A 26,478-nucleotide genomic window follows, 5' to 3' on the forward strand; every position below is an offset into this window, starting at 1 on the left:
TTCATGGTATTGACGCATTGTACACAGGCTTGGCGATTTCTGCAGAGTGCCATCACGTTATAGCCGTGGCGACAATTTACCTGCACACACCGACAAAAACATTATTTGCATTATTTGTATACAAACGCATAATCCAGCCGTGCAACTTCCTGACCCGCAGGTCAACAACAGGTCCGGTCGCCATGCCCTCCCCCTCGCAGAGCCCCCAGTCAACGCGCAGGACAAGCTCTGAACAACAAGAAAAGACGTGAGGAGTACACGCTGTGGAAAGCCGCAAACCCCAAGCCCCTACGCTGGATCTTGCCCCACCGCTCGAAACGAGCTGGCTGGAGCGGATTTTCAAACTCAAGCTGCACGGCACCACTGTCAGGACCGAACTGATCGCGGGTGTAACCACCTTCATCACCATGGCCTACATCATTTTCGTCAACCCCAACATCATGGCCGACGCCGGCATCGACCACGGTGCCGCGTTCGTGGCCACCTGCATCGCGGCGGCACTCGGCTGCCTGCTGATGGGCCTGTATGCCAACTGGCCGGTGGGCCTGGCACCCGGCATGGGGCTGAACGCCTTTTTCACCTACACCGTGGTCGGCACCATGGGCTACACCTGGGAGGCCGCGCTGGGTGCGGTGTTCGTATCGGGTGTGCTGTTCATGCTGCTGACGCTGTCGCGGGTGCGCGAATGGCTGCTCAACAGCATCCCGCTGAGCCTGCGCCACGCCATGGGCGCGGGTGTGGGGCTGTTTCTCGGGGTGATCGGGCTGAAGACGGCCGGCATCATCGTCGCCAGCCCAGCCACCCTGATCAAGCTCGGCTCGCTGCACGAGCCTGGCCCGCTGCTGGCGGCGGCGTGCTTCCTGATGATTGCCGTGCTCAGCTATCGCCGGGTGTTCGGCGCGATCCTGATCAGCATTATCGCCGTGACACTGGCCGGCTGGGCCCTGGGCCTGGTGGAATATGGCGGCGTGTTCTCCCTGCCGCCGAGCCTGGCGCCCACCTGGATGGCCATGGACGTGGCGGGCGTGTTCAACGTCAGCATGATCAGCGTGGTACTGGCGTTTCTGTTCGTGCACATGTTCGACACCGCCGGCACGCTGATGGGCGTGGCCCAGCGCGCCAACCTGGTGAACGCCGAGGGGCGCATCGAAAACCTGTCGCGGGCGCTCAAGGCCGACAGTGCATCGAGCGTGTTCGGTGCCGTGGTGGGTGTGCCGCCGGTAACCAGCTACGTGGAAAGTGCTGCAGGTGTGGCGGCCGGCGGGCGCACGGGGCTCACGGCCGTGGTGGTCGGCCTGCTGTTCGTCGCGGCGATGTTCTTTGCGCCGCTGGCGGGCATGATCCCGGCGTATGCCACCGCCGGCGCACTGATCTATGTGGCGATGCTGATGATGGGCAGCATGGCGCACATCAACTGGGATGAAGCCACCGACAGCATTCCGGCGATCGTCACGGCGATCATGATGCCGCTGACATTCTCGGTGGCGGACGGCATTGCGCTGGGCTTCATCACCTATGTGGTGCTCAAGGCCGGCACCGGGCGCTACAGGGAGATCTCGGCGAGCCTGTGGGTGCTGTGTGCGATCTTTGTGGCCAAGTTCGTGTTCCTGTAAGCACTGCGTCGGTTCAAGGAGCCTCGCCTTCGGGCGGGGCTTTTTGTTGCCTGTGCCGCTCTGCCAGCGAACAGCCCTGCAGGCGCGCCCTCGAAACCGAGGCAAAAAAAAGCCCGCCAGTGAGAGCGGGCAAGGACCTACGAAGATTCATCTAGCGACCAACTAGCTTCCGCGATAGGTCGAGTAACTGTACGGCGAGATCAGCAACGGCACGTGGTAGTGATCCTGCTCGGCGCTGATGCCGAAACGCAGCACCACCACATCCAGGAACGCCGGCTCCGGCAACTGCACACCACGGGCACGATAATAGTCACCGGCACTGAACTGCAGCTGGTACACACCGCTGCGGTAATCCTCACCCTGCAGCAGTGGCGCATCGCAACGGCCATCGCTGTTGGTCAGCGCCGTGTTCACCAGCTCAAGCTGCTGGCCTTCGACCCGGTACAGCTCGACCTTGATCGAGCTGCCAGGGCAGCCATGTGCGGCATCCAGTACATGCGTGGTCAAACGTCCCATTGCGTGCGCCTCGTTTCAATCTATGGGCAAAAAATACCCGCACGGCACCGGGATGAAGCAGAGCAGCGTGCGGCTGTCGGATTATTAAGACATTTTCAGATAAAATTGTACACAATAAATTCGACGATTTTGTTAGCCTGCCGAGCGTGCCCTGTAAATACGCCATCAGTCGCAAAGCCGCGCGCCTGGCGGACGCTATCGTCATTTACTGACCAATCAGGCAGGTTTCTTGCAACCTTTTTCAAGGTCAAATGGCGGAAGAAATGCGAAAAAACAGGCTTACAAATCGTCAATAAAGTTGTATACAATCACTCCATCGTTGTGGCCGATGACCTGACTCAGACACCACACCCCCGTTTTCACGTACAAGAAGGAAGGCTGCAGTGAGCGCTGATTATCCTCGCGACCTGATCGGTTACGGCAACAACCCACCCCATCCGCGCTGGCCGGGGAATGCCCGCATCGCTTTGTCTTTCGTGCTCAACTATGAAGAAGGTGGCGAACGCAACATTCTTCACGGGGACAAGGAATCCGAAGCCTTCCTTTCCGAGATGGTCTCGGCGCAGCCCCTGCAGGGCGCCCGCAACATGAGCATGGAATCGCTTTACGAGTATGGCAGCCGCGCCGGTGTGTGGCGCCTGCTCAAGCTGTTCGAAGACACCGGCGTGCCGCTCACCGTGTTTGCCGTGGCCATGGCCGCCCAGCGCCACCCCGACGTGATCCGCGCCATGGTCGCCGCCGGCCATGAGATCTGCAGCCACGGCTACCGCTGGATCGACTACCAGTACATGGACGAGAACCAGGAGCGCGAGCACATGCTCGAGGCCATCCGCATTCTCACCGACCTCACCGGCGAGCGCCCGCTGGGCTGGTACACCGGCCGTACCGGGCCCAACACCCGCCGCCTGGTGATGGAGGAAGGCGGCTTCCTCTACGACAGCGACACCTACGACGACGACCTGCCCTACTGGGAGCCCAACAACCCCACCGGCAAGCCGCACCTGGTGATCCCCTACACCCTGGACACCAACGACATGCGCTTCACCCAGGTGCAGGGCTTCAATTGTGGCGAGCAGTTCTTCCAGTACCTCAAGGACGCCTTCGACGTGCTCTACGCCGAAGGTGCCGAGGCGCCGAAGATGCTCTCGATCGGCCTGCACTGCCGCCTGATCGGCCGCCCGGCACGCATCGCCGCGCTCAAGCGCTTCGTGGAGTACGCCAAGAGCCATGAGCAGGTGTGGTTCGCCCGGCGCGTGGACATCGCCCGCCACTGGCATGCCACCCACCCTTTCCAAGCCGAGAGCGCCAAATGACCGACTTCAAGACCCTCAAGCCTTCGACCCTGGACCGTGCCGCGTTCGTCGCCGCCTTCGCCGACATCTACGAGCACTCGCCGTGGGTCGCCGAAAAAGCCTACGACCTGGGCCAACTGCACGAGCTGGACCAGATCGAAGCCCTGCACCAGCGCATGAGCGACATCCTGCTCAGCGCCGATCACGCCAGCCAGCTGGCCCTGATCAATGCTCACCCGGACCTGGCCGGCAAAGCCGCCGTCCAGGGCGAACTGACCGAATCGAGCACCAACGAACAGGCTGGCGCCGGCATCCACCAGTGCACCGCCGAAGAGTTCGCCCGTTTCACCGAACTCAACGACGCCTACAAGGCCAGGTTCCAGTTCCCGTTCATCATGGCGGTAAAAGGCAGCAACCGGCACCAGATCCTCGCCTCGTTCGAGAAACGCATCCACAACTCGGTCGAGGCCGAGTTCAAGGAAGCCCTGGCGCAGATCAACCTGATCGCCCTGTTCCGCCTGCAGCAGCTGTAACCGGCGCGCCTTGGCAGGCACTGGCCTGCCGGCATTCGCCAAAGCCCCGACAACACATAATTAGAGAACACCCGCATGCGCACTTTAGTGATTGAGCCCCTGACCAAAGAAGCCTTCGCCCCTTTCGGTGACGTGATCGAAACCGACGGCAGCGACCACTTCATGATCAACAACGGTTCGACCATGCGCTTCCACAAGCTGGCCACGGTAGAAACCGCCCAGCCCGAGGACTCCGCCATCATCAGCATCTTCCGCGCCGACGCGCAGGACATGCCGCTGACCGTGCGCATGCTGGAGCGCCATCCGCTGGGCAGCCAGGCCTTCATCCCGCTGCTCGGCAATCCCTTTCTGATCGTGGTCGCGCCCGTTGGCGATGTACCTGTATCGGGTCTTGTCCGCGCCTTTGTCAGTAATGGCAGGCAGGGCATCAATTACCATCGCGGCGTCTGGCACCACCCGGTGCTGACGATCGAAAAGCGGGATGACTTCCTGGTGGTTGATCGCAGCGGTTCCGGCAACAACTGCGACGAACATTTCTTCAATGAGGATGAGCAACTGATCCTCGCACCCCACCAATAAGAGAAGGTCGGTCACTGGCCTGCGGTGACCGGCAAGAGGTAAAGACTGTGGAAGCACATCTGTTGGAATGGCTGAACCTGAGCGTGCGCTGGGTTCACATGATCACTGGCGTGGCCTGGATCGGCGCGTCGTTCTACTTCGTATGGCTGGAGAACAACCTCAACCGGGCCAACCCGCGCGACGGTCTGTCGGGCGACCTCTGGGCGATTCACGGTGGCGGTATCTACCACCTGGAAAAGTACAAGCTGGCCCCGCCGAAAATGCCGGAGAACCTGCACTGGTTCAAATGGGAAGCCTACTTCACCTGGATGTCGGGTATTGCCCTGCTGTGCCTGGTGTTCTACTGGAACCCCAGCGTCTACCTGCTGGCCCCCGGCAGCACCCTGAGCGGTGGTGAAGGCATCGCCATCGGCGTCGGTTCGCTGATCGCCGGCTGGTTCATCTACGACGTGCTGTGCGACTCGCCCCTGGGCAAGCGCCCCGGCCTGCTCGGCCTGGTGCTGTTCGTGCTGATCATTGCGGCCTGCTACGGCTTCAGCCAGGTGTTCAGCGGCCGTGGTGCGTACCTGCACACCGGCGCGATCATCGGCACCATCATGGTCGGCAACGTGTTCCGCATCATCATGCCGGCCCAGCGTGCACTGGTCGCCGCCATCGAGAAGAACGAAACCCCCGACCCGACCCTGCCGGCCAAGGGCCTGCTGCGTTCGCGCCACAACAACTACTTCACCCTGCCGGTGCTGTTCATCATGATCAGCAACCACTTCCCGAGCACCTACGGCAGCCAGTACAACTGGCTGATCCTGGCCGGGATCGCGATTGCAGCGGTGCTGGTGCGTCACTACTTCAACACCCGCCACGACAGCGCCAAGTACGCCTGGACCCTGCCCGTCGGCGCCCTGGCGATGATCTGCCTGGCCTACGTCACCGGCCCCAAGCCGATGCCGACCGCCCCTGAGCAGGCCGCTGCCAAGGTCCAGTACCAGCCGCTGCCGGAAACCGCACTGGGTGGCAAGACCGCTGCCGAGAAAGCCGCCGAACAGGCTGCCAACCCGGCACCTGCCGCCACCCCGGCCGAAGCACCCGCCACTGCCACCGCTGCGGCGGACAGCGGCAACTTCGACAAGATCCACAGCGTCATCCAGGAACGCTGCACCGTGTGCCATTCGGCCAAGCCGACCAGCCCGCTGTTCAGTGCCGCCCCGGCCGGCGTGATGCTCGATACCCCGCAACAGATCCAGCAACTGGCCCCACGCATCCAGGCACAGGCCGTCGCCAGCCAGATCATGCCCCTGGGCAACATCACCCAGATGACCCAGCAGGAACGTGAACTGATTGGTGCATGGATCGCCAAGGGTGCTCCAACCAACTGATACAAGCTTCAAGCGGCAAGCTACAAGCTGCAAGCCAGGCGCGGCCTCCTGCTTCTTCGCAAGCAGGGCGCCTGAGCCTGCAGCTACCCAGAATAAAAACAAAACCTGAGGTGCTGCATGTCCGAGTCACGCAAGGCGTACATCCCCGTTGCGCCGCCACGACAGCCACTGCCCCTGCTGCAACTGATCCTGGTGGGTTTGCAACATGTTCTGCTGATGTACGGAGGTGCCATTGCGGTGCCGCTGATCATCGGGCAGGCCGCCGGGCTCTCTCGTGAAGAAATCGCATTCCTGATCAATGCCGATCTGCTGGTCGCCGGTGTCGCCACCGTGGTCCAGTCGCTCGGCATTGGCGCACTGGGCATCCGCATGCCGGTGATGATGGGCGCCAGCTTCGCCGCCGTCGGCAGCATGGTGGCCATGGCCGGCATGCCCGGCGTGGGCCTGCAGGGGATTTTCGGCGCGACCATCGCCGCCGGCTTCTTCGGCATGCTGATCGCCCCGTTCATGTCCAAGGTGGTGAGGTTTTTCCCGCCACTGGTCACCGGCACGGTGATTACCTCCATCGGCCTGTCGCTGTTCCCGGTCGCCGTCAACTGGGCCGGCGGCGGCGCGGCGGCCGCGCCGTTCGGCTCGCCGATCTACCTGGCCGTGGCCGGCCTGGTGCTGACCACCATCCTGCTGATCAATCGCTTCATGCGTGGCTTCTGGGTGAACGTGTCGGTACTGATCGGCATGGGCCTGGGCTACATCATTGCCGGCGCCATCGGCATGGTCGACCTCAGCGGCCTGGCCCAGGCCCCCTGGGTACAGGTGGTCACCCCGCTGCACTTCGGCATGCCCACCTTCAGCCTGGCGCCGATCCTGTCGATGTGCCTGGTGGTGGTGATCATCTTTGTCGAGTCCACCGGCATGTTCCTGGCGCTGGGCAAGGTCACCGAGCGTGAAGTGACCCCGGGCATGCTGCGTCGCGGCCTGTTCTGGGACGCCGGCGCCTCGTTCGTGGCAGGCTTTTTCAACACCTTCACCCACTCCTCGTTCGCACAGAACATCGGCCTGGTCCAGATGACCGGCGTGCGCTGCCGCTACGTGACCGTGGTGGCCGGGCTGTTCCTGATCGTGCTCAGCCTGCTGCCCAAGGCGGCATTCCTGATTGCCTCGATCCCGCCGGCGGTACTGGGCGGCGCCTCCATCGCCATGTTCGGCATGGTCGCGGCCACCGGCATCAAGATCCTGCAGGAGGCCGACATCGGCGACCGACGCAACCAGTTGCTGGTGGCCGTCAGCGTCGGCATGGGCCTGATCCCGGTGGTACGTCCGGAGTTCTTCGCGCAGATGCCGCAATGGATGGAGCCGATCACCCACAGCGGCATCGCCATGGCCACCGTCAGTGCCCTGGTACTGAACCTGCTGTTCAACGTATTGGGCGGCGCCGAACGCGCCGCGCACAACGACGCCGTGCACCAGCACTGATACACGGGGCGGCGCCTGCCGCCCCGCTCAACCCGAGCACCACGCAGTACCGTCGGCCCCTGGGAGTGGGCCGCTCGGGGCGCGTTTGCGCCGAAAAAACCGCAATCCAACAATAACAATAGCCGGGAATAACCACATGAAACGCATCACCTCTTCCCTCTTGCTGGGCAGCAGCTTGCTGGCCACGCTTCCTGCGGTAGCGGAGGACCTGCTGCTCTGGCACACCAACAGCCTGACGTATCTGTACGGCAAGGACTTTCAGGTCAACCCGCGGATCCAGCAGACGGTGACTTTCGAGCACGCCAACAAATGGAAGTACGGCGACAACTTCCTGTTCGTCGACAAGATCTTCTACAACGGCGGCCAAGACCGTAACAAGGGCAAGAACACCTACTACAGCGAGATCAGCCCGCGCCTGTCGTTCGGCAAGATCTTCGACCAGAAGCTGGAGTTCGGCCCGATCAAGGACGTGCTGCTGGCCATGACCTACGAAACCGGTGAAGGCGACACAGAGGCCTACCTGATCGGCCCGGGCTTCGACCTGGCCATCCCCGGCTTCAACTACTTCACCCTCAACTTCTACCAGCGCAACACCGAAGGCAGCCGCCCGGGTGATCGCGTGTGGCAGATCACCCCGGCGTTCTCCTACACCATCCCCATGGGCAGGTCCGACCTGCTGATCGATGGCTACATGGACTGGGTGGTGGACAACGACGAAAGCCGTCGCGGCACCTACCACGCCAACCTGCACTTCAACCCGCAGGTCAAGTACGACCTTGGCAAGGCGCTGAACATCGGCGCCAAGCAGCTGTACGTGGGTATCGAATACAGCTACTGGAAGGACAAATACGGCATCGAGGACAGCGATCGCCTCAAGACCAACCAGAGCGTGACCAGTGCGCTGATCAAGGTTCACTTCTAAAACCTGATCGAACGCACAGTTTTTGTCGCACACGCTCCATAACGGAGCACTTGAGGGACGGCGCGCAAGCCAGTAATCTGCGCGCCCCCTCGCTCAGGGTAGGACCCCTCCTACCTGCGTTTACTGACCGCTCAGTCAATGAATTCGGGCGGTTGGTAAGCGTATTGCCAGCCTCACGCCCCTTGTTCAACTGTTCAGAAAGACGTCGAGCAGGCCCGTTGCGCCAACCCGCCAAGGTTGGCTCAGCTCTTGCGAACGCGCTGTGGCCGATCGAAAAAAGCTGACCAAAAAGACAACACGTTGAACCAGAACGGCGCCGACACAGAGTGCCGAATCAATCAAGGGAGCACGCAATGCGCATTACCAACAGCCTGATGCTTGCAGGCGGCCTGCTGGCGGCAAGTACCGCCACCGCCGGTGACCTGCTGCAGTGGCAGAACAACAGCCTGACCTACCTCTACGGCAAGGACTTTACGGTCAACCCGCAGATCCAGCAGACCTTCACTTTCGAGCACGCCGATGCCTGGAAGTACGGCGACAACTTCCTGTTCATCGACAAGATCTTCTACAACGGCAAGAAGGACGGCAACGTCGGCCCGAACACCTACTACGGCGAGTTCACCCCGCGCCTGTCGTTCGGCAAGATCTTCGACCAGAAACTGGAGTTCGGCCCGGTCAAGGATGTGCTGCTGGCCATGACCTACGAGTTTGGCGAGGGAGACAACGAGTCGTACCTGATCGGCCCAGGCTTCGACCTGGCCATCCCCGGCTTCGACTACTTCCAGCTCAACTTCTACCAGCGCCACACCGAGGGCAGCCGCGCCGGTGACAACGTATGGCAGATCACCCCGGTGTGGTCGTACACCATTCCCGTGGGCAAGTCGGACATCCTGATCGACGGCTACATGGACTGGGTGGTGGACAACGACGAGACCCGGCGTCGCGGCACCTATCATTCCAACCTGCACTTCAACCCGCAGATCAAGTATGACCTGGGCAAGGCCCTGAACCTGGGCGAAAAACAGCTGTACGTCGGTTTCGAATACGACTACTGGAAAGACAAGTACGGCATCAAGGACAGCGACGCCTTCGATACCGACCAGAACACCGCGAGCCTGCTGGTGAAAGTGCACTTCTGACCGGGTTGCGTTCTTCGCCGGCAAGGCCGGCTCCTACAGACGGCTCACTCCTGTAGGAGCCGGCCTTGCCGGCGAAGAGGCCATCAGCCCCGGATGGCCTTCCAGAGCTTGCCCACCACCGCAACCACCGCCAGCACCGCAGCCCCCGCCACTACGCCCACGCCGGCATTGAGCAAGGCCGTCGTCAGCGCCCCGCCACGCCCTTCGCCGAAGGCCTCGATGGCATGATGCAGCGGCGCGATGCCATGCACCAGAATCCCGCCACCTACCAGGAACATCGCTGCGGTGCCGATCACCGACAGGCTTTTCATCATGTAGGGCGCCGCACTCAAAATGCCGTTGCCGATGGCCTTGGCTGCACGCGAGGCCTTTTGCGTCAGCCACAGGCCCAGGTCATCCAGCTTGACGATCCCCGCCACCAGCCCGTACACGCCGATCGTCATCACGATCGCGATGCCCGACAGCACGATGATCTGCTGGGGCAGTGGCGCATCGGCCACGGTGCCCAGCGTGATGGCGATGATCTCGGCCGAGAGAATGAAGTCGGTACGCACCGCGCCCTTGATCTTGTCTTTCTCGAACGTCACCAGGTCGACCGCCGGGTTGGCCACTGCTTCGGTCAATGCAGCATGCCCGGCCTTGGCCTCCTCGGCGCTGTGCAGAAACCTGTGCGCGAGCTTTTCGAACCCCTCGAAGCACAGGTAGGCGCCGCCGAGCATCAGCAGCGGGGTTACCGCCCACGGGATGAATGCGCTGATCAGCAACGCAGCCGGCACCAGGATCAGCTTGTTCAGGAACGAGCCCTTGGCCACCGCCCACACCACCGGCAGTTCCCGCTCGGCGCGCACACCCGTGACCTGCTGGGCATTGAGGGCCAGATCATCACCCAGTACGCCGGCGGTCTTCTTGGCCGCGACCTTGGTCATGACCGAGACATCGTCGAGTACCGTGGCGATATCGTCGATCAGTACCAGCAAACTGCTTGCAGCCATGATTCATGTTCCATTGAGGTGAGATGGCGCCAAGCTTAGCCTGTCGATGGGCAAAAGGGGCGACCTTGAGCGCTTCGCGAACGCGGTGCTACCATGCGCAACCGCCTGCCCAGGCCTGTTGCCGCACGCGGCCAGATACAAGGAACAGCGCCACCATGAGCACCATTCGCGAGCGCAACAAAGAACTGATCCTGCGGGCCGCCAGCGAGGAGTTCGCCGACAAGGGCTTCGCCGCCACCAAGACCAGCGACATCGCGGCCAAGGCCGGCCTGCCCAAGCCCAACGTCTACTACTACTTCAAATCCAAGGAAAACCTCTACCGCGAGGTGCTCGAAAGCATCATCGAGCCGATCATGCAGGCCTCCACCCCGTTCAATGCCGACGGTGAGCCGCAAGAGGTGCTCAGTGCCTACATCCGCTCCAAGGTGCGCATCTCCCGCGACCTGCCCTTCGCGTCCAAGGTGTTCGCCAGCGAGATCATGCACGGCGCGCCGCACCTGAGCGCCAGCCAGGTCGAGCAGCTCAACGTGCAGGCACGGCACAACATCGAATGCATCCAGGGCTGGATCGAGCGCGGCCTGATCGCGCCGGTCGACCCGCACCACCTGATGTTCAGCATCTGGGCTGCAACCCAGACCTATGCCGATTTCGACTGGCAGATCTCGGTGGTCACCGGCAAGGCCAAGCTCGAGGACAGCGACTACGAGGCGGCGGCGCAGACCATCATCCGGCTGGTGCTCAAGGGCTGTGCGCCGGACGCCTGACAGATAGCGGCGACTGCATCGCGGGTCAAGCCCGCTCCCACAAAAACACCAGTGATCTTTGTGGGAGCGGGCTTGACCCGCGATAGGGCCTTAAGCCGCTACCCCCGCATCCGCCGTCAACCCCGCCTCTTCGATCGCACTGATCGCGCACTGCTCGTCGATATCCGACGTATCACCGCTGATACCGATCGCGCCCAGCACTGCCCCGCTCTGATCCCGAATCAGCACCCCACCCGGCGCCGGCACCACCGGGCTCTGGCCCAACCCGTTGAGCGCGGCGAAGAACGCCGGACGCTGCTGCGCGTCCAGCGCCAGCAGGCGCGAGCCCTTGCCCAGCGCAATCGCGCCCCATGCCTTGCCCATCGCCACCTGCGGACGCAGCAGGCTGGCGCCGTCCTCGCGCTGCAGGGTCAGCAGGTGCCCACCGGCATCGAGCACCACCACGGTCAGCGGCGCCGCCGAAATCCTGCGGCCGGCCGCCAGCGCGCCATTCACCAGGCTCACCGCTACTTTCAAGCTCAGAACGTTCATCCAAAGGTCCTCTTGTTGTTAGAAGCCCACGTGGGCAAGTGAAAAACCAATACAACAAATAGAACACAATGAAGAATATTTTTGTATACAATAATTCACTCCATCCGACCAAAACCCGTCACAACCCCTTTTTTACGGGGTAACGACGAAAGCACCCGGTGGCGGATGAAAATGGATTGACCAGAGTCGCCTGCCGTGAATACACTCTGTCGAAAAGCAATTTGTATACAATTACAAAATCTAAGAGGCACAAAACCATGAGCAAAATGAGAGCAATCGATGCAGCCGTGCTGGTCATGCGCCGTGAAGGCGTCGACACCGCATTCGGCATCCCGGGCGCCGCGATCAACCCGCTGTATTCGGCCCTGAAGAAAGTCGGCGGCATCGATCACGTCCTTGCTCGTCACGTGGAAGGTGCCTCGCACATGGCCGAGGGCTACACCCGTACCAAGGCCGGCAACATCGGCGTGTGCATCGGCACCTCCGGCCCTGCCGGCACCGACATGGTCACCGGCCTGTACAGCGCCTCGGCCGACTCCATCCCGATTCTGTGCATCACCGGCCAGGCGCCCCGCTCGCGCCTGCACAAGGAAGACTTCCAGGCCGTCGACATCACCAGCATCGTCAAGCCGGTCACCAAGTGGGCCACCACCGTGCTCGAACCTGGCCAGGTGCCGTATGCGTTCCAGAAAGCCTTCTATGAAATGCGCACCGGCCGTCCTGGCCCGGTACTGATCGACCTGCCGTTCGACGTGCAGATGGCCGAGATCGAATTCGACATCGACGCCTACCAGCCGCTGCCGGTGAGCAAGCCGTCGGCCAACCGCGTGCAAGTCGAGAAGGCCCTGGCCATGCTCGACTCCGCCGAGCGTCCGCTGCTGGTGGCCGGTGGCGGCATCATCAACGCCGATGCCAGCGACAAGCTGGTGGAATTCGCCGAACTCACCGGTATCCCGGTCATCCCGACCCTGATGGGCTGGGGCACCATCCCTGACGACCACCCGCTGATGGTGGGCATGGTCGGCCTGCAGACCTCGCACCGCTACGGCAACGCGACCATGCTCAAGTCGGACGTGGTGCTGGGCATCGGCAACCGCTGGGCCAACCGCCATACCGGCTCGGTGGATGTGTACACCGAAGGCCGTCGCTTCATTCACGTCGACATCGAACCGACCCAGATTGGCCGCGTGTTCACCCCGGACCTGGGTATCGTGTCCGACGCCGGCGCCGCACTGGACGTGTTCCTGGAAGTGGCCCGCGAGTGGAAAGCCGCCGGCAAGCTCAAGGACCGTGGCGAGTGGCTCAAGGACTGCCAGCAGCGCAAGGCCAGCCTGCACCGCAAGACCCACTTCGACAACGTGCCGGTCAAGCCGCAGCGCGTGTACCAGGAAATGAACCAGGTGTTCGGCAAGGACACCTGCTACGTCAGCACCATCGGCCTGTCGCAGATCGCCGGTGCGCAGTTCCTGCACGTGTACAAGCCGCGTCACTGGATCAACTGCGGCCAGGCCGGCCCGCTGGGCTGGACCATTCCTGCGGCACTGGGCGTGGTCAAGGCCGACCCGTCGCGCAAGGTCGTGGCACTGTCGGGCGACTATGACTTCCAGTTCATGATCGAAGAGCTGGCGGTGGGCGCGCAGTTCAACCTGCCGTACATCCATGTAGTGGTGAACAACTCCTACCTGGGGCTGATCCGCCAGGCCCAACGCGGCTTCGAGATGGATTACTGTGTACAGCTGGCGTTCGAGAACCTCAACGCCCCGGAACTGAACGGCTACGGCGTGGACCACGTCGCGGTTGTAGAAGGTCTGGGTTGCAAGGCACTGCGCGTGTTCAAGCCGGAAGAAATCCAGCCGGCCCTGCGCAAGGCCCTGCAGATGGCCGAAGAGTTCAAGGTGCCGGTCGTGGTCGAGGTGATCCTCGAGCGCGTGACCAATATTTCCATGGGTACCGAAATCAACGCGGTCAACGAATTCGAAGACCTGGCGCTGGTCGGCAACGACGCGCCAACCGCGATCTCGCTGCTCGACTGACTGTTGTAGCGGCCCTGCTGCCCAGCGCACAGGGCCCACTTTTGCAAGGAGACAACCATGCCTCGTTTCGCCGCCAACCTGTCCATGCTGTTCACCGAGCAGGACTTTCTCGCCCGTTTCAAGGCTGCTGCCGACGCCGGCTTCAGCGGGGTCGAGTACCTCTTCCCGTACGATTTCAGCTCGGCTGAAATCAAGCAGCACCTGGACAGCAACGGCCTGACCCAGGTGCTGTTCAACCTGCCGGCCGGCGACTGGGCCAAGGGTGATCGCGGCATCGCCTGCGACCCGTCCCGTGTCGAGGAATTCCGTGCCGGCGTTGACCTGGCCATTGCCTACGCCCAGGTACTGGGCAACACCCAGGTCAACTGCCTGGCCGGTATTCGCCCACAAGGCCCGGACTGCGCCACGGTGCGCAAGACCTTCGTCGACAACCTGAAGTTCGCCGCCGACAAGCTGCAGGCAGCAGGCATCAAGCTGGTGATGGAGATGATCAACACCCGCGACATCCCGGGCTTCTACCTGAACACCACCAAGCAGGCGCTGGAGATCCAGGCCGAAGTGGGCAGCACCAACCTGTTCCTGCAGTACGACATCTACCACATGCAGATCATGGAAGGTGACCTGGCCCGCACGATGGAAGGCAACCTGGCCAAGATCAACCACATCCAGCTGGCCGACAACCCTGGCCGCAACGAGCCGGGCACCGGCGAGATCAACTACCGCTTCCTGTTCGAGCACCTGGACCGTATCGGCTACCAGGGCTGGGTAGGCTGCGAATACAAGCCGCTGACCACCACCGAAGCGGGCCTTGGCTGGCTCAAGACCCACAACGCGATCTAATCATCTTTCTGCCGGGACGCATTTCCTGTGGGAGCGGGCTTGACCCGCGATGCGATAGCGCGTTCACCGCCGCTATCGCGGGTCAAGCCCGCTCCCACAGGGTCCCCACAACAAATACAAGAGGCAACTCTCATGGCTAAAATCGGATTCATCGGCACCGGCATCATGGGCCTTCCAATGGCTCAGAACCTGCAGAAGGCAGGTCACAGCCTGTTCCTTTCCTCGCACCACGGCGCCGCGCCGAGCGACCTGATCGCCGCCGGCGGCGTGGCCCTGGCCAACCCCAAGGAAGTGGCCCAGGAAGCCGAATTCATCATCGTCATGGTGCCGGACACTCCCCAGGTCGAAGCCGTGCTGTTCGGTGAAAACGGCGTGGCCCAGGGCATTGGCCCGAACAAGGTGGTGATCGACATGAGCTCGATCTCCCCTACCGCCACCAAAGCCTTCGCCGAGAAGATCAAGGCCACCGGCGCCACCTACCTCGACGCCCCGGTGTCCGGTGGTGAAGTCGGCGCCAAGGCCGCGACCCTGAGCATCATGGTCGGCGGTTGCCCCAAAGCCTTCGAACGTGCCCAGCCGCTGTTCCAGGCCATGGGCAAGAACATCACCCACGTGGGTGGCAGTGGTGACGGCCAGACCGCCAAGGTCGCCAACCAGATCATCGTGGCCCTGAACATCCAGGCCGTTGCCGAAGCCCTGCTGTTCGCCGCCAAGAACGGCGCCGACCCGGCCAAGGTGCGCGAAGCACTGATGGGCGGCTTTGCCTCCTCGAAAATCCTCGAAGTGCACGGCGAGCGCATGATCAAGGGCACCTTCGACCCGGGCTTTCGCATCAGCCTGCACCAGAAGGACCTGAACCTGGCCCTGCAGGGTGCCAAGGAGCTGAACATCAACCTGCCCAACACCGCCAATGCCCAACAGGTGTTCAGCACCTGCGCGGCCATCGGTGGCGCCAACTGGGACCACTCGGCGCTGGTCAAGGGCCTTGAGCACATGGCCAACTTCTCGATCCGCGGCGACAAGTAAGCGTCAAGCGGCAGGTTTCACGCGGCAAGACCGGCAGACCGCGCATCGGTCCGCTGTCTCTTGCAGCTTGTAGCCTGAAGCTTGCCGCGCTAAAGAGCACCACCCGCCCTTGGGCCCGTCTGCACGGAGGCAGGCCCAGGGGCGTTTTCGATTCTGCAAAACAATAAGATTTGGGAGCCTGCCATGTCGGTCGATCCGCAACACTTTCTGCGCGAGCTGTTCGCCACGGCCATCGATGCCGCGCATCCACGCCAGGTGCTCGAAGCCCACCTGCCCAGCGACCGCAGCGGCCGCGTCATCGTCATCGGCGCCGGCAAGGCCGCCGCCGCCATGGCCGAAGTGGTCGAGCGCAGCTGGCAGGGCGAGGTCTCGGGCCTGGTCGTGACCCGCTACGGTCACGGCGCCAGCTGCAGCAAGATCGAAGTGGTCGAAGCCGCCCACCCGGTACCGGACGCCGCCGGCCTGGCCGTGGCCAAGCGTGTGCTGGCGATGGTCAGCGACCTCAGCGCCGACGATAGGGTGATCTTCCTGCTCTCCGGTGGAGGTTCCGCCCTGCTGGCCCTGCCCGCCGAAGGCCTGACCCTGGCCGACAAGCAGCAGGTCAACAAGGCCCTGCTCAAATCCGGCGCCACCATCGGCGAGATGAACTGCGTGCGCAAGCACCTCTCGGCGATCAAGGGCGGCCGCCTGGCCAAGGCCTGCTGGCCGGCCACGGTGTACACCTACGCGATTTCCGACGTACCCGGCGACCTCGCCACCGTGATCGCCTCCGGCCCCACCGTGGCCGACCCGAGCACCTCGGCCGAAGCGCTGGCGATCCTCAAGCGCTACAACATCCAGGCCCCGGCCGCCGTCACCGCGTGGCTGAACAACCCGGCCTCCGAAACCGTCAAGGCCGATGACCCGGCCCTGGCCCGCAGCCATTTCCAGCTGATCGCCCGCCCCCAGCAGTCGCTGGAGGCCGCTGCGGTAAAGGCGCGCCAGGCCGGCTTCAGCCCGCTGATCCTGGGTGACCTGGAGGGTGAGTCGCGTGAAGTGGCCAAGGTGCATGCCGGCATCGCGCGCCAGATCGTGCAGCACGGCCAGCCACTGGCGGCGCCCTGCGTGATCCTGTCGGGCGGCGAAACCACCGTCACCGTGCGCGGCAATGGCCGCGGCGGGCGCAACGCCGAGTTCCTGCTCAGCCTCACCGAAAGCCTGAAGGGGTTGCCCGGCGTGTACGCACTGGCCGGTGACACCGACGGCATCGACGGCTCCGAAGACAACGCCGGGGCCTTCATGACCCCCGACAGCTATGCGCGTGCCCAGGCCCTGGGCCTGTCGGCGGCGGACGAGCTGGACAACAACAATGGCTACGGTTACTTCGCCGCGCTCGACGCCTTGATCGTTACCGAGCCCACGCGCACCAACGTCAACGATTTTCGCGCCATCCTGATCCTCGAGACCGCACAACATGACGCCTGACAAGAAAGTCAAAATCCTCGCCACCCTCGGCCCCGCGACCAAAGGCATCGACGACATCCGTCAGCTGGTCGAAGCCGGGGTGAACATCTTTCGCCTGAACTTCAGCCACGGCGAGCACGCCGACCACGCCATGCGTTTCGAATGGATCCGCGAAGTGGAGCGCCAGCTCAACTACCCGCTGGGCATCCTCATGGACCTGCAAGGCCCCAAGCTGCGTGTCGGGCGTTTTGCCGAAGGCAAGGTGCAGCTGCAACGCGGCCAGGCCCTGCGCCTGGACCTGGATGCCACACCGGGCGATGCACAGCGGGTCAACCTGCCCCACCCGGAGATCATCGCCGCGCTGGAGCCGGGCATGGACCTGCTGCTCGATGACGGCAAACTGCGCCTGCGCGTGACCGCCAAGCACGCCGACGCCATCGACACCGAGGTGCTCAACGGCGGCGAACTGTCCGACCGCAAGGGCGTGAACGTGCCCCAGGCGCTGCTCGAGCTCAGCCCGCTGACCGAAAAGGACCGTCGCGACCTGACCTTCGGCCTGGAACTGGGCGTGGACTGGGTGGCCCTGTCGTTCGTGCAGCGCCCTGAAGACATCATCGAGGCGCGCCAGCTGATCGGCGACCGGGCCTACCTGATGGCCAAGATCGAGAAGCCCTCGGCGGTCACGCAACTGCGCGAGATTGCCCAGTTGAGCGACGCGATCATGGTCGCCCGTGGCGACCTGGGCGTGGAAGTGCCGGCCGAAAGCGTGCCGCAGATCCAGCAGCGCATCATCACCACCTGCCGCCAGCTGGGCCGCCCGGTGGTGGTGGCCACGCAGATGCTCGAGTCGATGCGCTTCAGCCCGGCCCCGACCCGCGCCGAGGTCACCGACGTGGCCAACGCCGTGGCCGAGGGCGCCGATGCGGTGATGCTGTCGGCCGAGACCGCCTCGGGCGACTACCCGCTCGAAGCGGTGCAGATGATGAGCAAGATCATCCGCCAGGTCGAAAGCGGCCCGGACTACCAAGCCCAGCTGGACGTGGGCCGGCCACAGGCCGAGGCCACGGTGTCGGATGCGATCAGCTGCGCGATCCGTCGCATCAGCGGCATCCTGCCGGTGGCGGTGCTGGTGAACTACAGCGAGTCGGGCAACTCGACCCTGCGCGCAGCGCGTGAACGGCCGCGTGCACCGATCCTCAACCTGACCCCCAACCTCAACACCGCACGGCGCCTGAGTGTGGCCTGGGGCGTGCATTCGGTGGTCAACGATCGGTTGCGCCAGGTGGACGAAGTGGTGTCCACGGCACTGGAGATTGCCCAGGCCCAGGGCATGGCCAGCCGTGGCGACATCCTGTTGATCACTGCCGGTGTGCCTTTTGGCAAGCCGGGGTCGACCAATACGCTGCGGATCGAAACCCTGCTCTGATTTGATTGGGGCGGCTGCGCCGCCCATCGCGGGTCAAGCCCGCTCCCACAAGGATCACATCGGCCCTTGTGGAAGCGGGCTTGACCCGCGATGGGCGCATTGACACACCACACCGTGGGACAACAAAGCCCGAAGAGGCGCCCCACTCCACCCACCCTGACCCACTGCCATGTACACCAAGAACTTCGTCAACCCGTGCCCCGACTGGGCCACCGCCTTGCTCAACGGTTTCAGTCAGGTGCTGCTGCAGCGCAACCCGCTGTGCGGCCTGCTGTGCCTGCTGGCCATCCTGATCACCGCCCCCGAACTCATCGGCGGTGCGCTGCTGGGCGCCCTTGCCGGGCTGCTCACCGCGCAGCGCCGCGGCTACAACCGCGCCGACCGCCAGGCCGGCCTGTACAGCTACAACGGCGTGCTGCTGGGCCTGCTGCTCAGCCACGCACTGCCCTGGTCGGCCCTGCTGCCCCCGCTGATCATCGCCGCTGCGGGCCTGAGCAGCATGCTGGTGCACCAGTGGCTCAAGCGCAAAAGCCGCCGCCTGCTGCCCGCCTACACCGCGCCCTTCGTGCTGATCGGCTGGGCGGTACTGGCGCTGGCCGAGCCTTCCAGCGCCGGCTACGCCCCGGTCGCGGCCAACCCGCTGTTCGCCCTGGGCCGCGGCCTGGGCCAGATCTTCCTGCTCGACCAGCCGCTGGCTGGCCTGCTGATTGCCCTGGGCCTGCTGATCGCCAACCGCTACGCCGCCGCCTGGGCGCTACTGGGCGCCGCCCTGGGCGGCAGCGTGGCGCTGCTCGGTGGCGAGGCCGGCGCCGGCTACTACGGCCTGTACGGCTTCAATGCGGCGCTGGCCGCGCTGGCCTTCAGCCAGACCCGCGCACAACCCTGGCGGCCGTTGCTGGCCATCGTTCTGGCCATCGTGCTGCAACCGCTGCTGGGCCTGTTGCCGGTGCCGGGCCTGACCGCGCCGTTCATCCTCGCCTGCTGGCTGCTGCAACTGGGTACCGCTGCCCGACGTCGCCCGCTTGCACAGCTGCGGGCCAGCCCCTAGGCTCTGCTCCATCTTGTAATGGAAAGCGCCCATGAGCACCCCTTCGAGCTGGCGCGAGCGCCTCTACGTCATCGTCTTTCAAGCCGACACCGTGGCCGGCCGGCGCTTCGACAGCATTCTGCTGCTGATCATCCTGGCCAGCCTGATCACCGTCATCCTCGACAGCATCGACGAGGTCCACCAGGGCTACGCCGGGCTGCTGGCCTGGATCGAGTGGGGCTTTACCGCCATCTTCCTGGCCGAATACCTCACCCGCCTGTACTGCTCGCCCAAGCCGCTGCGCTACGCCTTCAGCTTCTACGGGCTGGTGGACCTGCTGGCGATCGTGCCGGGCATCATCGCCATCTACTACAGTGACGCGCAGTACCTGCTGATCATCCGCGTGATCCGCATGCTGCGCATCTTCCGCGTGCTCAAGCTCGGCCCGTACCTCAAGCAGGCCAACTACCTGATGTCGGCGCTGCGCGGCAGCAAGCAGAAGATCATCGTGTTCCTGGTCAGCGTGTCGACCCTGGTCACGGTGTTCGGCACCCTGATGTACGTGGTCGAAGGCCCGGAGCACGGCTTCACCAGCATCCCCAAGGGCATCTACTGGGCCATCGTGACCCTGACCACCGTGGGCTTTGGCGACATCGTGCCCAAGACCCCGCTGGGCCAGGTGATTTCCTCGCTGGTGATGATCACCGGCTACTCGATCATTGCCGTGCCCACCGGCATCTTCACTGCCGAGCTGGCCAACGCCATGCGCGGCGAACAGCTGCAGCACGCCTGCCCCACCTGCCACAAGGGCAGCCACGAGCAGAGCGCCGCGTTCTGTTCACGCTGCGGCAATGCGCTGTTCAAGAAAATGGAATAACCAAAGCACTTTTTAATCTTTAAGCGACTAAGGCCGAGCCGCTATAGTCGCTGGCATAATGCCTTTCTCCCAACTCGAACAAGGAATGCGCAGTGAAAAAACTCTTTGGTGCCTCGCTTCTGGCCGCAGGCCTGGCCCTGGGCAACCTCGCCCAGGCCGCCCCGACCACCCTGCTCAACGTCTCCTACGACGTGATGCGCGACTTCTACAAGGACTACAACGCCGCGTTCCAGAAGCACTGGGAAGCCGAGCACAAAGAGAAGATCAACGTGCAGATGTCCTTCGGCGGTTCGAGCAAGCAGGCGCGCTCGGTGATCGACGGCCTGCCGGCCGACGTCATCACCATGAACATGGCCACCGACATCAATGCCCTGGCCGACAACGGCAAACTGGTGCCGGACAACTGGGTCACCCGCCTGCCCAACAACAGCGCGCCCTTCACCTCCGCCACCGTGTTCATCGTGCGCAAGGGCAACCCCAAGGCCCTGAAGGACTGGCCCGACCTGCTCAAGGACGGCGTACAGGTGATCGTGCCCAACCCCAAGACCTCGGGCAACGGCCGCTACACCTACCTGTCGGCATGGGGCTATGTGCTCAAGAACGGCGGTGACGAGAACAAGGCCAAGGACTTCGTCGGCAAGCTGTTCAAGCAGGCACCGGTGCTCGATACCGGTGGCCGTGCCGCGACCACCACCTTCATGACCAACCAGATCGGCGACGTGCTGGTGACCTTCGAGAACGAAGCCGAGATGATCGCGCGCGAATTCGGTCGCGACCAGTTCGAGGTGATCTACCCGAGCGTGTCGGCCGAAGCAGAGCCGCCGGTGAGCGTGGTCGACAAGGTGGTGGACAAGAAGAAAAGCCGTGCCACCGCCGAGGAGTACCTGAAGTACCTGTGGTCGCCTGAAGCCCAGGAAATTGCCGCCAACAACTACCTGCGCCCACGCGACGCGACCGTGCTGGCCAAGTACACCGACCGCTTCCCCAAAGTCGACTTCCTGTCGGTGGAAAAGACCTTCGGTGACTGGCGCACCGTGCAGAAGACCCACTTCAACGACGGCGGGATCTTCGACCAGATCTACACCGGGCAGTAAGGCCGGGTGACGAATCCGGGGCCTGTGACGGGCCCCGGATTTTTTGTGGCCGGCGTTCGGGCCTGTCGCGGGTCAAGCCCGCTGCCACAAGGTGATGTGCCGATTTCAAGGGCGATGTCGCACCTGTGTGAGCGGGCTTGACCCGCGATGAATTCACCTCGGTTTCGAACTTGCCCGGCAAATACCGATCAGTTCCTTGGACTACCCTTTCCGTCATTCACGGCTCAAGGAGTGCCCAGTGACCCGATTGCTCACCCTGTTGCTCGGTTGCCTGCTCAGCACGCAACTGCTCGCCGCCAGCCTCATCCCCGGCACCGACAGCGCCGAAACCGCCGAAAAAGCACCGGAACCCGTGGTTCAGGGCGGCCTGCTCGGCGCCCTGGCCAACAGCCTCGACAGCGTCACCCAGGAAATCGACGTCGACGGTCACCTGGTCGACGCCTGGCGCCTGCGCGCCAATCGCGCCAGCAAGGAGGCCAACCAGCTGGTCGACCGCCACGCCGAAGACTCCTTCGACCTGCTGGTGGACTTTGCCCTGCTCAGCCTCACCTGGCTGGTGGTGTTCGGCGTGCTCACCAGCCTGGGCCGCGTGCTGTCCCACCACATCAATCGCAGGCGCCCGCTGCGCGAACGTCCGCGGTTGCAGAAACTGCTCGGCTACCTGCTGCCCTACACCCTGCCGGCCCTGGCCAGCCTGCCCGCCACCCTCTACGCCAGCACGCGCCTGCTCGACCCCTCGATCGGCCGCGCGCTGGGCCTGAGCCTGGCCTACGCCACCAGCAGCGGCCTGTTCTCGACGTCGATCATCCTGTGCCTGATCACCGTGTTCGACACCGGCCACAAGCGCACCGCCGTGCGCATCATTCGCAAGATCGCGCCACGCCCGTTGTTCATGATCGGCTTTCTCGCCGCCTGGGCCGACGCCCTGACCAGCCCGCAGATCACCCGCCAGATCGGTGGCAACCTCACCAGCAGCATCGCGGTGATCACCGGCCTGCTGGCCACCTTCGCCTTCGCCGCGCTGGTGATTCGCCTGCGCCGCCCGGTGGCCCACCTGATCCGCAACCGCGACCTGCACGACCGCCTGCAGCACCGCGCCCTGCAGGAAACCCTGCGGATCTTCTCGTGGCTGTGGTACCTGCCGATCCTGATGATGATCCTGGTATCGGCGATCAACCTGATCGGCGCCGGCGAAGAAAGCCAGAAGGCCCTGCAAAAGGCCCTGCTGACCACGGTGCTGCTGGTGGGCACGGTGTTCCTGAGCACGGTGCTGCAGCACCTGTTCAAGTCCCGCGAGGTCGACCCCGGCCAGCGCCTTCGCCCCTACAAGGAACTGGTGCGCAACCTCGCCCACGCGCTGCTGCGCATCGGCATGGCCATCGCCTTCATCGAGCTGCTGGGGCGCATCTGGGGCTTTTCGGTGCTCGAATTCGCCGTGCGCAACAGCCTGGGCCGGGCAATCAGCGATTCGCTGAGCAGCATCGGGTTGATCTTGCTGGTCACCTGGCTGCTGTGGGTGGTGATCGACACCGCCATCCAGGAAGCCCTCAAGCCCAGCGCCGGCCGGCGCGCTTCGCGCCAGCCCAGCACACGGGTGCGCACCATCCTGCCGATGCTGCGCAACGCGGTGAAGATCGTGCTGGTGGTGATCTGCACCATCACCACCATGGCCAACCTGGGCATCAACGTGGCGCCGCTGCTGGCCGGTGCCGGGGTGGTCGGCCTGGCCATCGGTTTCGGTTCGCAGCAGCTGGTACAGGACGTGATCACCGGCCTGTTCATCCTGATCGAGGACACCATCGCCATCGGCGACTGGGTGGTGCTCGACTCCGGCCACGCCGGCACCGTCGAGAGCCTGACCATTCGCACCCTGCGCCTGCGCGACGGCAAGGGCTTCGTGCACTCGGTACCGTTCGGCCAGATCAAGGCCGTCACCAACCAGTCGCGCCAGTTCGCCTATGCGTTCTTCTCGGTGCAGTTCAGCTACCAGACCGATGTCGACAGCGCCCTGCACCTGATCCGCGAGGTGGGCCAGTCGATCAGCGAGGACCCGGTGCTGCGCCACAGCCTGCAAGGGCCGCTGCAGGTGTTCGGGGTGGACGCCATGAACCTCAACGGCATCACCCTCACCGCCCAGTTCCGCACCACCTCGGGCGGGCAGTACGCGGTGAACCGGGCGTTCAACGAACGCCTGAAAAAGCGCGTGGACCAGACCGACGACGTGAGCTTCGCGCAGTATTACCCGCAGCCGGCCCACGTACGCGACGAAACGGTGTAGACACTGCGGCGTTCAACCTTCCCGGCATGGGAAGGTGGTGCTAAAGTCGCCGCCATGAAATTTACCCGTGCCGACCGCTCGCTGATTGCCTGGACGCTGTACTTCAGCGTCCTGTTCAATCTGTTCGCCTGCGGTATCGGCCACGGGCAGATGATGGGCCTGCAGCTCAACGGCATCGGCGGAGCCTTCTGCTCGGCCATGGGCACCCCGGGCCCGACCCTCAAGACCGATTACAGCGACGCCTCCATCGCCGGCTGGGACAGCCTGCAAACCTGCCCGGTGTGTGCCGCGGCCGTGGTGTGCCTGGCCCTGAGCCTGGTGATCGGCTGGCTGCTGGCGTTCACCCGCACGCGCCGCTACCACCGCGAACTGCGCAGCAAGGCACCACCTCGCTACTGCTGGCCCTCGGCCAACCCGCGCGCCTCCCCCCTGCTGGCCTGATCCAACCCGGCAGCCTTGCCGCTGCCCGTACCGGCACACGCCTGCGCCACTGCGCGGGGGTGCCGTTGGCTCACCTGCAGAGTTCGCTCAATGACCCCTTTCCCACGTTTGCAGGGCTGCACTGCCCTGCTCTGCGCCCTGTCGCTCAACGCCGTTGCCGACGAGGCACTCGTGCTGCCCGATGTACTGGTCAGCGACCGGCCGATTCCGGTGGACGGCGTTTTGCTCGACACCCCCTCGCAAACCGGTTCGCGCCTGGGCCTCACGCCCCGCGAAACCCCGGCCTCGATCAGCATCGTCAACCGCCACCAGATCGAACAGCGCGGCGCCAGGACCACCCAGGACATGCTCGCCGGCGTACCCGGCCTGAACGCCGCCTCCCCGCCCGGCTCGGCCGGCTCGGTGTCGTACCGGGGCTTTTCCGGGGCGCAGATCACCCAGCTGTTCAATGGCATCAGCGTGCAGTACGACTCGATCGCCGCACGCCCGGTCGACAGCTGGATCTATGACCGCGTCGAAGCGGTCGGCGGCCCGTCCAGCTTCCTGTTCGGCGCCGGCGCCGTAGGCGGCTCGATCAACTACATCACCAAGCTGGCCAACCGCGACGAAGACTTCAATGAAGGCCGCGTCAGCTATGGCAGCTACGACAGCAGCGAGACCTCGTTCGGCTTCAACCACGCACTCAACGACACCAACCATGCGCGCCTGGATTTCAGCCATACCCGCAGCAATGGCTACGTCGACCGCGAGGAGCGCGATGCCTGGAGCGTGGCGTTCTCGCTGCTGACCGACATCAACGACCAGCTGTCCCACACCCTGGCACTCGAATACCAGAACGAGAGCGTCGACAGCCCCTACTGGGGCAGCCCGGTGCTCAACCCGCTGGGCGGCCAGATGAAGGTCGACAAGAGCCGGCGCTTCGAGAACTACAACGTCGAGGACGGGCGCTACGAGCAGCGCGTGCGCTGGCTGCGCTCGATCACCGAGTACCGTTTCGACGACGCCACCTCGCTGCGCAATACGCTTTACCACTACAACGCCGAGCGCAATTTCCGCAATCTCGAGACCTACACCTACAACGCCGACAACAGCCGCGTGCAACGCGCCGGCAGCCTGCTGCAACGGCACGACCAGGAGCTCAACGGCAACCGCGTGGAACTGCTGCATGACGGCCAGCTGTTCGGCCTGCGCAGCCAGTGGTCGACGGGCCTGGACTACAGCCACAACGTGCAGATGACCTACCCGCGCTCGGGCACCGCTGCCGGCAGCGTCGACCCCGACCACTTCGACCCGGGACACTTCTACGACCTGCCGGGCATGTTCCCCGGCTACGAGAAGAACCGTCAGAACACGGTCGACACCTGGGCCGGCTTTCTGGAGAACCGCCTGACCCTGACCGATCGCCTGACCCTGCTGACGGGCCTGCGCCACGACAGCATCGACCTGCAGGTACGCAACTACCGCGCCGTCAACGAGGCCAACCCGGCGCAGTTCAAACGCCGCTACCAGCCCACCACCGGGCGTGTGGGCCTGGTGTTCGAGCTGACCCCGTCGGCCAACGTGTATGTGCAGTACAGCACCGCCGCCGACCCGCCCGCCGGCATGCTCACCACCGCCAGCTTCGGCCAGGTGCGCGACTTCGACCTGAGCACCGGCAAGCAGCTGGAGGTGGGTAGCAAGTTCGACTTTCTGGACGGACGCGGTTCGGCCACCGTGGCCGCCTACCGCATCGAGCGCGACAACCTGGCCACCGCCGACCCGGCCAACCCCGGCTTCACCCAGCCGGTGGGCAAGCAGTCGTCACGCGGTATCGAGGTGGCGGCGGCGCTGCGCGTCACCCCGCAACTGCTGGCCGAAGGCAACTTCGCCTATGTCGATGCGCAGTACGACGCGTTCAACGAAAACGTCGGCGGCCAGTCGTTCTCGCGCAAGGGCAACACCCCCACCAATACCCCGGACCGGGTGGCCAACCTGTGGCTGACCTACGACCTGGACCCACAGTGGCAGGTGGGCGGCGACAGCCGCTATGTGTCGTCGGTGTATGCCGATGCGGCCAACACCCGCTACGCGCCGTCGTACACCCTGTTCGGGGCCTTCGTCGGCTACAAGGTGGATGCCGACACGCGCATCACCGCGCGGGTGCGCAACCTGACCGACGAGGTGTACGCACGCTGGACCTCGTCGAGCATGCTCTACCTGGGTGCACCGCGCACCTTCGAACTGGCGGTGCAGACCCGCTTCTGACTGGGCCGGGCCGGGGCGTTCG

Annotated in this window: 23 protein-coding genes; 20 read left to right on the top strand and 3 right to left on the bottom strand. The window is 64.0% G+C overall.

Annotated features, from left to right (window positions below; genetic code table 11):
- The first annotated feature begins 293 nt into the window (after positions 1-293).
- Complete coding sequence (locus tag DN387_RS17525; RefSeq protein ID WP_213085891.1) at positions 294-1,613, top strand: NCS2 family permease; 1,320 nt, start codon at positions 294-296, stop codon at positions 1,611-1,613.
- Between the two features lie 162 nt (positions 1,614-1,775).
- On the opposite strand, the gene uraH is transcribed toward DN387_RS17525, so the two are convergent.
- The gene (gene uraH / locus DN387_RS17530; RefSeq protein ID WP_043862351.1) at positions 1,776-2,129 is read right to left on the bottom strand and encodes a hydroxyisourate hydrolase; all 354 of its coding nucleotides are present in this window, start codon (positions 2,127-2,129) and stop codon (positions 1,776-1,778) included.
- Between the two features lie 383 nt (positions 2,130-2,512).
- Here uraH and puuE point away from each other — a divergent pair, with 383 nt between their 5' ends.
- The 7 genes from puuE to DN387_RS17565 all read left to right on the top strand — a co-directional run bounded on the left by puuE (position 2,513) and on the right by DN387_RS17565 (position 9,440).
- Positions 2,513-3,442 (top strand): allantoinase PuuE, encoded by a 930-nt coding sequence (gene puuE, locus DN387_RS17535; RefSeq protein ID WP_043862350.1) that lies wholly within the window; start codon positions 2,513-2,515, stop codon positions 3,440-3,442.
- Entirely contained in the window at positions 3,439-3,954 is a 516-nt protein-coding gene (gene uraD, locus DN387_RS17540; protein ID WP_043862349.1) for a 2-oxo-4-hydroxy-4-carboxy-5-ureidoimidazoline decarboxylase, read from the top strand. Before puuE ends, uraD begins: the two co-directional genes overlap by 4 nt.
- A 75-nt stretch (positions 3,955-4,029) precedes the next feature.
- Positions 4,030-4,533 carry an ureidoglycolate lyase gene (locus tag DN387_RS17545; protein ID WP_043862348.1) on the top strand — a complete coding sequence of 168 codons (504 nt, stop codon included), beginning with the start codon at positions 4,030-4,032 and terminating at the stop codon, positions 4,531-4,533.
- Between the two features lie 47 nt (positions 4,534-4,580).
- A complete protein-coding gene (locus DN387_RS17550) occupies positions 4,581-5,906 on the top strand; it encodes a urate hydroxylase PuuD (RefSeq protein WP_043862347.1) in 1,326 nt (441 codons plus the stop codon).
- Between the two features lie 117 nt (positions 5,907-6,023).
- The gene (locus tag DN387_RS17555; RefSeq protein WP_043862346.1) at positions 6,024-7,379 is read left to right on the top strand and encodes a nucleobase:cation symporter-2 family protein; all 1,356 of its coding nucleotides are present in this window, start codon (positions 6,024-6,026) and stop codon (positions 7,377-7,379) included.
- Between the two features lie 136 nt (positions 7,380-7,515).
- Entirely contained in the window at positions 7,516-8,301 is a 786-nt protein-coding gene (locus DN387_RS17560) for an outer membrane protein OmpK (RefSeq protein WP_054915599.1), read from the top strand.
- 353 nt (positions 8,302-8,654) lie between these two features.
- Positions 8,655-9,440, top strand: coding sequence for an outer membrane protein OmpK (locus DN387_RS17565; protein ID WP_043862344.1), 786 nt, complete (start codon positions 8,655-8,657; stop codon positions 9,438-9,440).
- Positions 9,441-9,523: 83 nt separating this feature from the next.
- Here the strand turns inward: DN387_RS17565 and DN387_RS17570 are convergent, their stop codons facing one another.
- Complete coding sequence (locus DN387_RS17570) at positions 9,524-10,432, bottom strand: DUF808 domain-containing protein (RefSeq protein WP_054915600.1); 909 nt, start codon at positions 10,430-10,432, stop codon at positions 9,524-9,526.
- Between the two features lie 155 nt (positions 10,433-10,587).
- On the opposite strand from DN387_RS17570, the gene DN387_RS17575 reads away from it, so the two are divergent.
- The gene (locus DN387_RS17575) at positions 10,588-11,196 is read left to right on the top strand and encodes a TetR/AcrR family transcriptional regulator (RefSeq protein WP_043862341.1); all 609 of its coding nucleotides are present in this window, start codon (positions 10,588-10,590) and stop codon (positions 11,194-11,196) included.
- Between the two features lie 90 nt (positions 11,197-11,286).
- Here the strand turns inward: DN387_RS17575 and DN387_RS17580 are convergent, their stop codons facing one another.
- Positions 11,287-11,727 (bottom strand): heme-binding protein, encoded by a 441-nt coding sequence (locus DN387_RS17580; RefSeq protein WP_054915601.1) that lies wholly within the window; start codon positions 11,725-11,727, stop codon positions 11,287-11,289.
- Positions 11,728-11,984: 257 nt separating this feature from the next.
- On the opposite strand from DN387_RS17580, the gene gcl reads away from it, so the two are divergent.
- The 11 genes from gcl (at position 11,985) to DN387_RS17635 (ending at position 26,456) form a co-directional block, all read left to right on the top strand.
- Complete coding sequence (gene gcl / locus DN387_RS17585; RefSeq protein WP_054915602.1) at positions 11,985-13,760, top strand: glyoxylate carboligase; 1,776 nt, start codon at positions 11,985-11,987, stop codon at positions 13,758-13,760.
- Positions 13,761-13,817: 57 nt separating this feature from the next.
- Positions 13,818-14,600 carry a hydroxypyruvate isomerase gene (hyi, locus tag DN387_RS17590; protein ID WP_054915603.1) on the top strand — a complete coding sequence of 261 codons (783 nt, stop codon included), beginning with the start codon at positions 13,818-13,820 and terminating at the stop codon, positions 14,598-14,600.
- A gap of 132 nt (positions 14,601-14,732) precedes the next feature.
- On the top strand, positions 14,733-15,626 hold the full coding sequence (locus DN387_RS17595; RefSeq protein WP_054915604.1) for a 2-hydroxy-3-oxopropionate reductase: 894 nt from the start codon (positions 14,733-14,735) through the stop codon (positions 15,624-15,626).
- A gap of 183 nt (positions 15,627-15,809) precedes the next feature.
- Positions 15,810-17,090 carry a glycerate kinase gene (locus tag DN387_RS17600; protein WP_054915605.1) on the top strand — a complete coding sequence of 427 codons (1,281 nt, stop codon included), beginning with the start codon at positions 15,810-15,812 and terminating at the stop codon, positions 17,088-17,090.
- Positions 17,080-18,495, top strand: coding sequence for a pyruvate kinase (gene pyk, locus DN387_RS17605; protein WP_043859892.1), 1,416 nt, complete (start codon positions 17,080-17,082; stop codon positions 18,493-18,495). Before DN387_RS17600 ends, pyk begins: the two co-directional genes overlap by 11 nt.
- Positions 18,496-18,664: 169 nt before the next feature.
- Positions 18,665-19,543, top strand: a complete 879-nt coding sequence (locus DN387_RS17610) for an urea transporter (RefSeq protein ID WP_054915606.1) — start codon at positions 18,665-18,667, stop codon at positions 19,541-19,543.
- A 31-nt stretch (positions 19,544-19,574) separates the two neighbouring features.
- Positions 19,575-20,399 (top strand): ion transporter, encoded by an 825-nt coding sequence (locus DN387_RS17615; RefSeq protein ID WP_043859890.1) that lies wholly within the window; start codon positions 19,575-19,577, stop codon positions 20,397-20,399.
- A 92-nt stretch (positions 20,400-20,491) separates the two neighbouring features.
- On the top strand, positions 20,492-21,493 hold the full coding sequence (locus DN387_RS17620) for a sulfate ABC transporter substrate-binding protein (protein ID WP_043859889.1): 1,002 nt from the start codon (positions 20,492-20,494) through the stop codon (positions 21,491-21,493).
- A gap of 238 nt (positions 21,494-21,731) precedes the next feature.
- On the top strand, positions 21,732-23,771 hold the full coding sequence (locus tag DN387_RS17625; protein ID WP_043859888.1) for a mechanosensitive ion channel family protein: 2,040 nt from the start codon (positions 21,732-21,734) through the stop codon (positions 23,769-23,771).
- Between the two features lie 54 nt (positions 23,772-23,825).
- Complete coding sequence (locus DN387_RS17630) at positions 23,826-24,212, top strand: DUF2946 domain-containing protein (protein ID WP_043859887.1); 387 nt, start codon at positions 23,826-23,828, stop codon at positions 24,210-24,212.
- A 90-nt stretch (positions 24,213-24,302) separates the two neighbouring features.
- A complete protein-coding gene (locus tag DN387_RS17635; protein WP_054915607.1) occupies positions 24,303-26,456 on the top strand; it encodes a TonB-dependent siderophore receptor in 2,154 nt (717 codons plus the stop codon).
- The last annotated feature ends 22 nt before the right edge of the window (positions 26,457-26,478 follow it).

Source organism: Pseudomonas sp. FBF18 (assembly GCF_024261405.1).
GTDB lineage: Bacteria > Pseudomonadota > Gammaproteobacteria > Pseudomonadales > Pseudomonadaceae > Aquipseudomonas > Aquipseudomonas palmensis.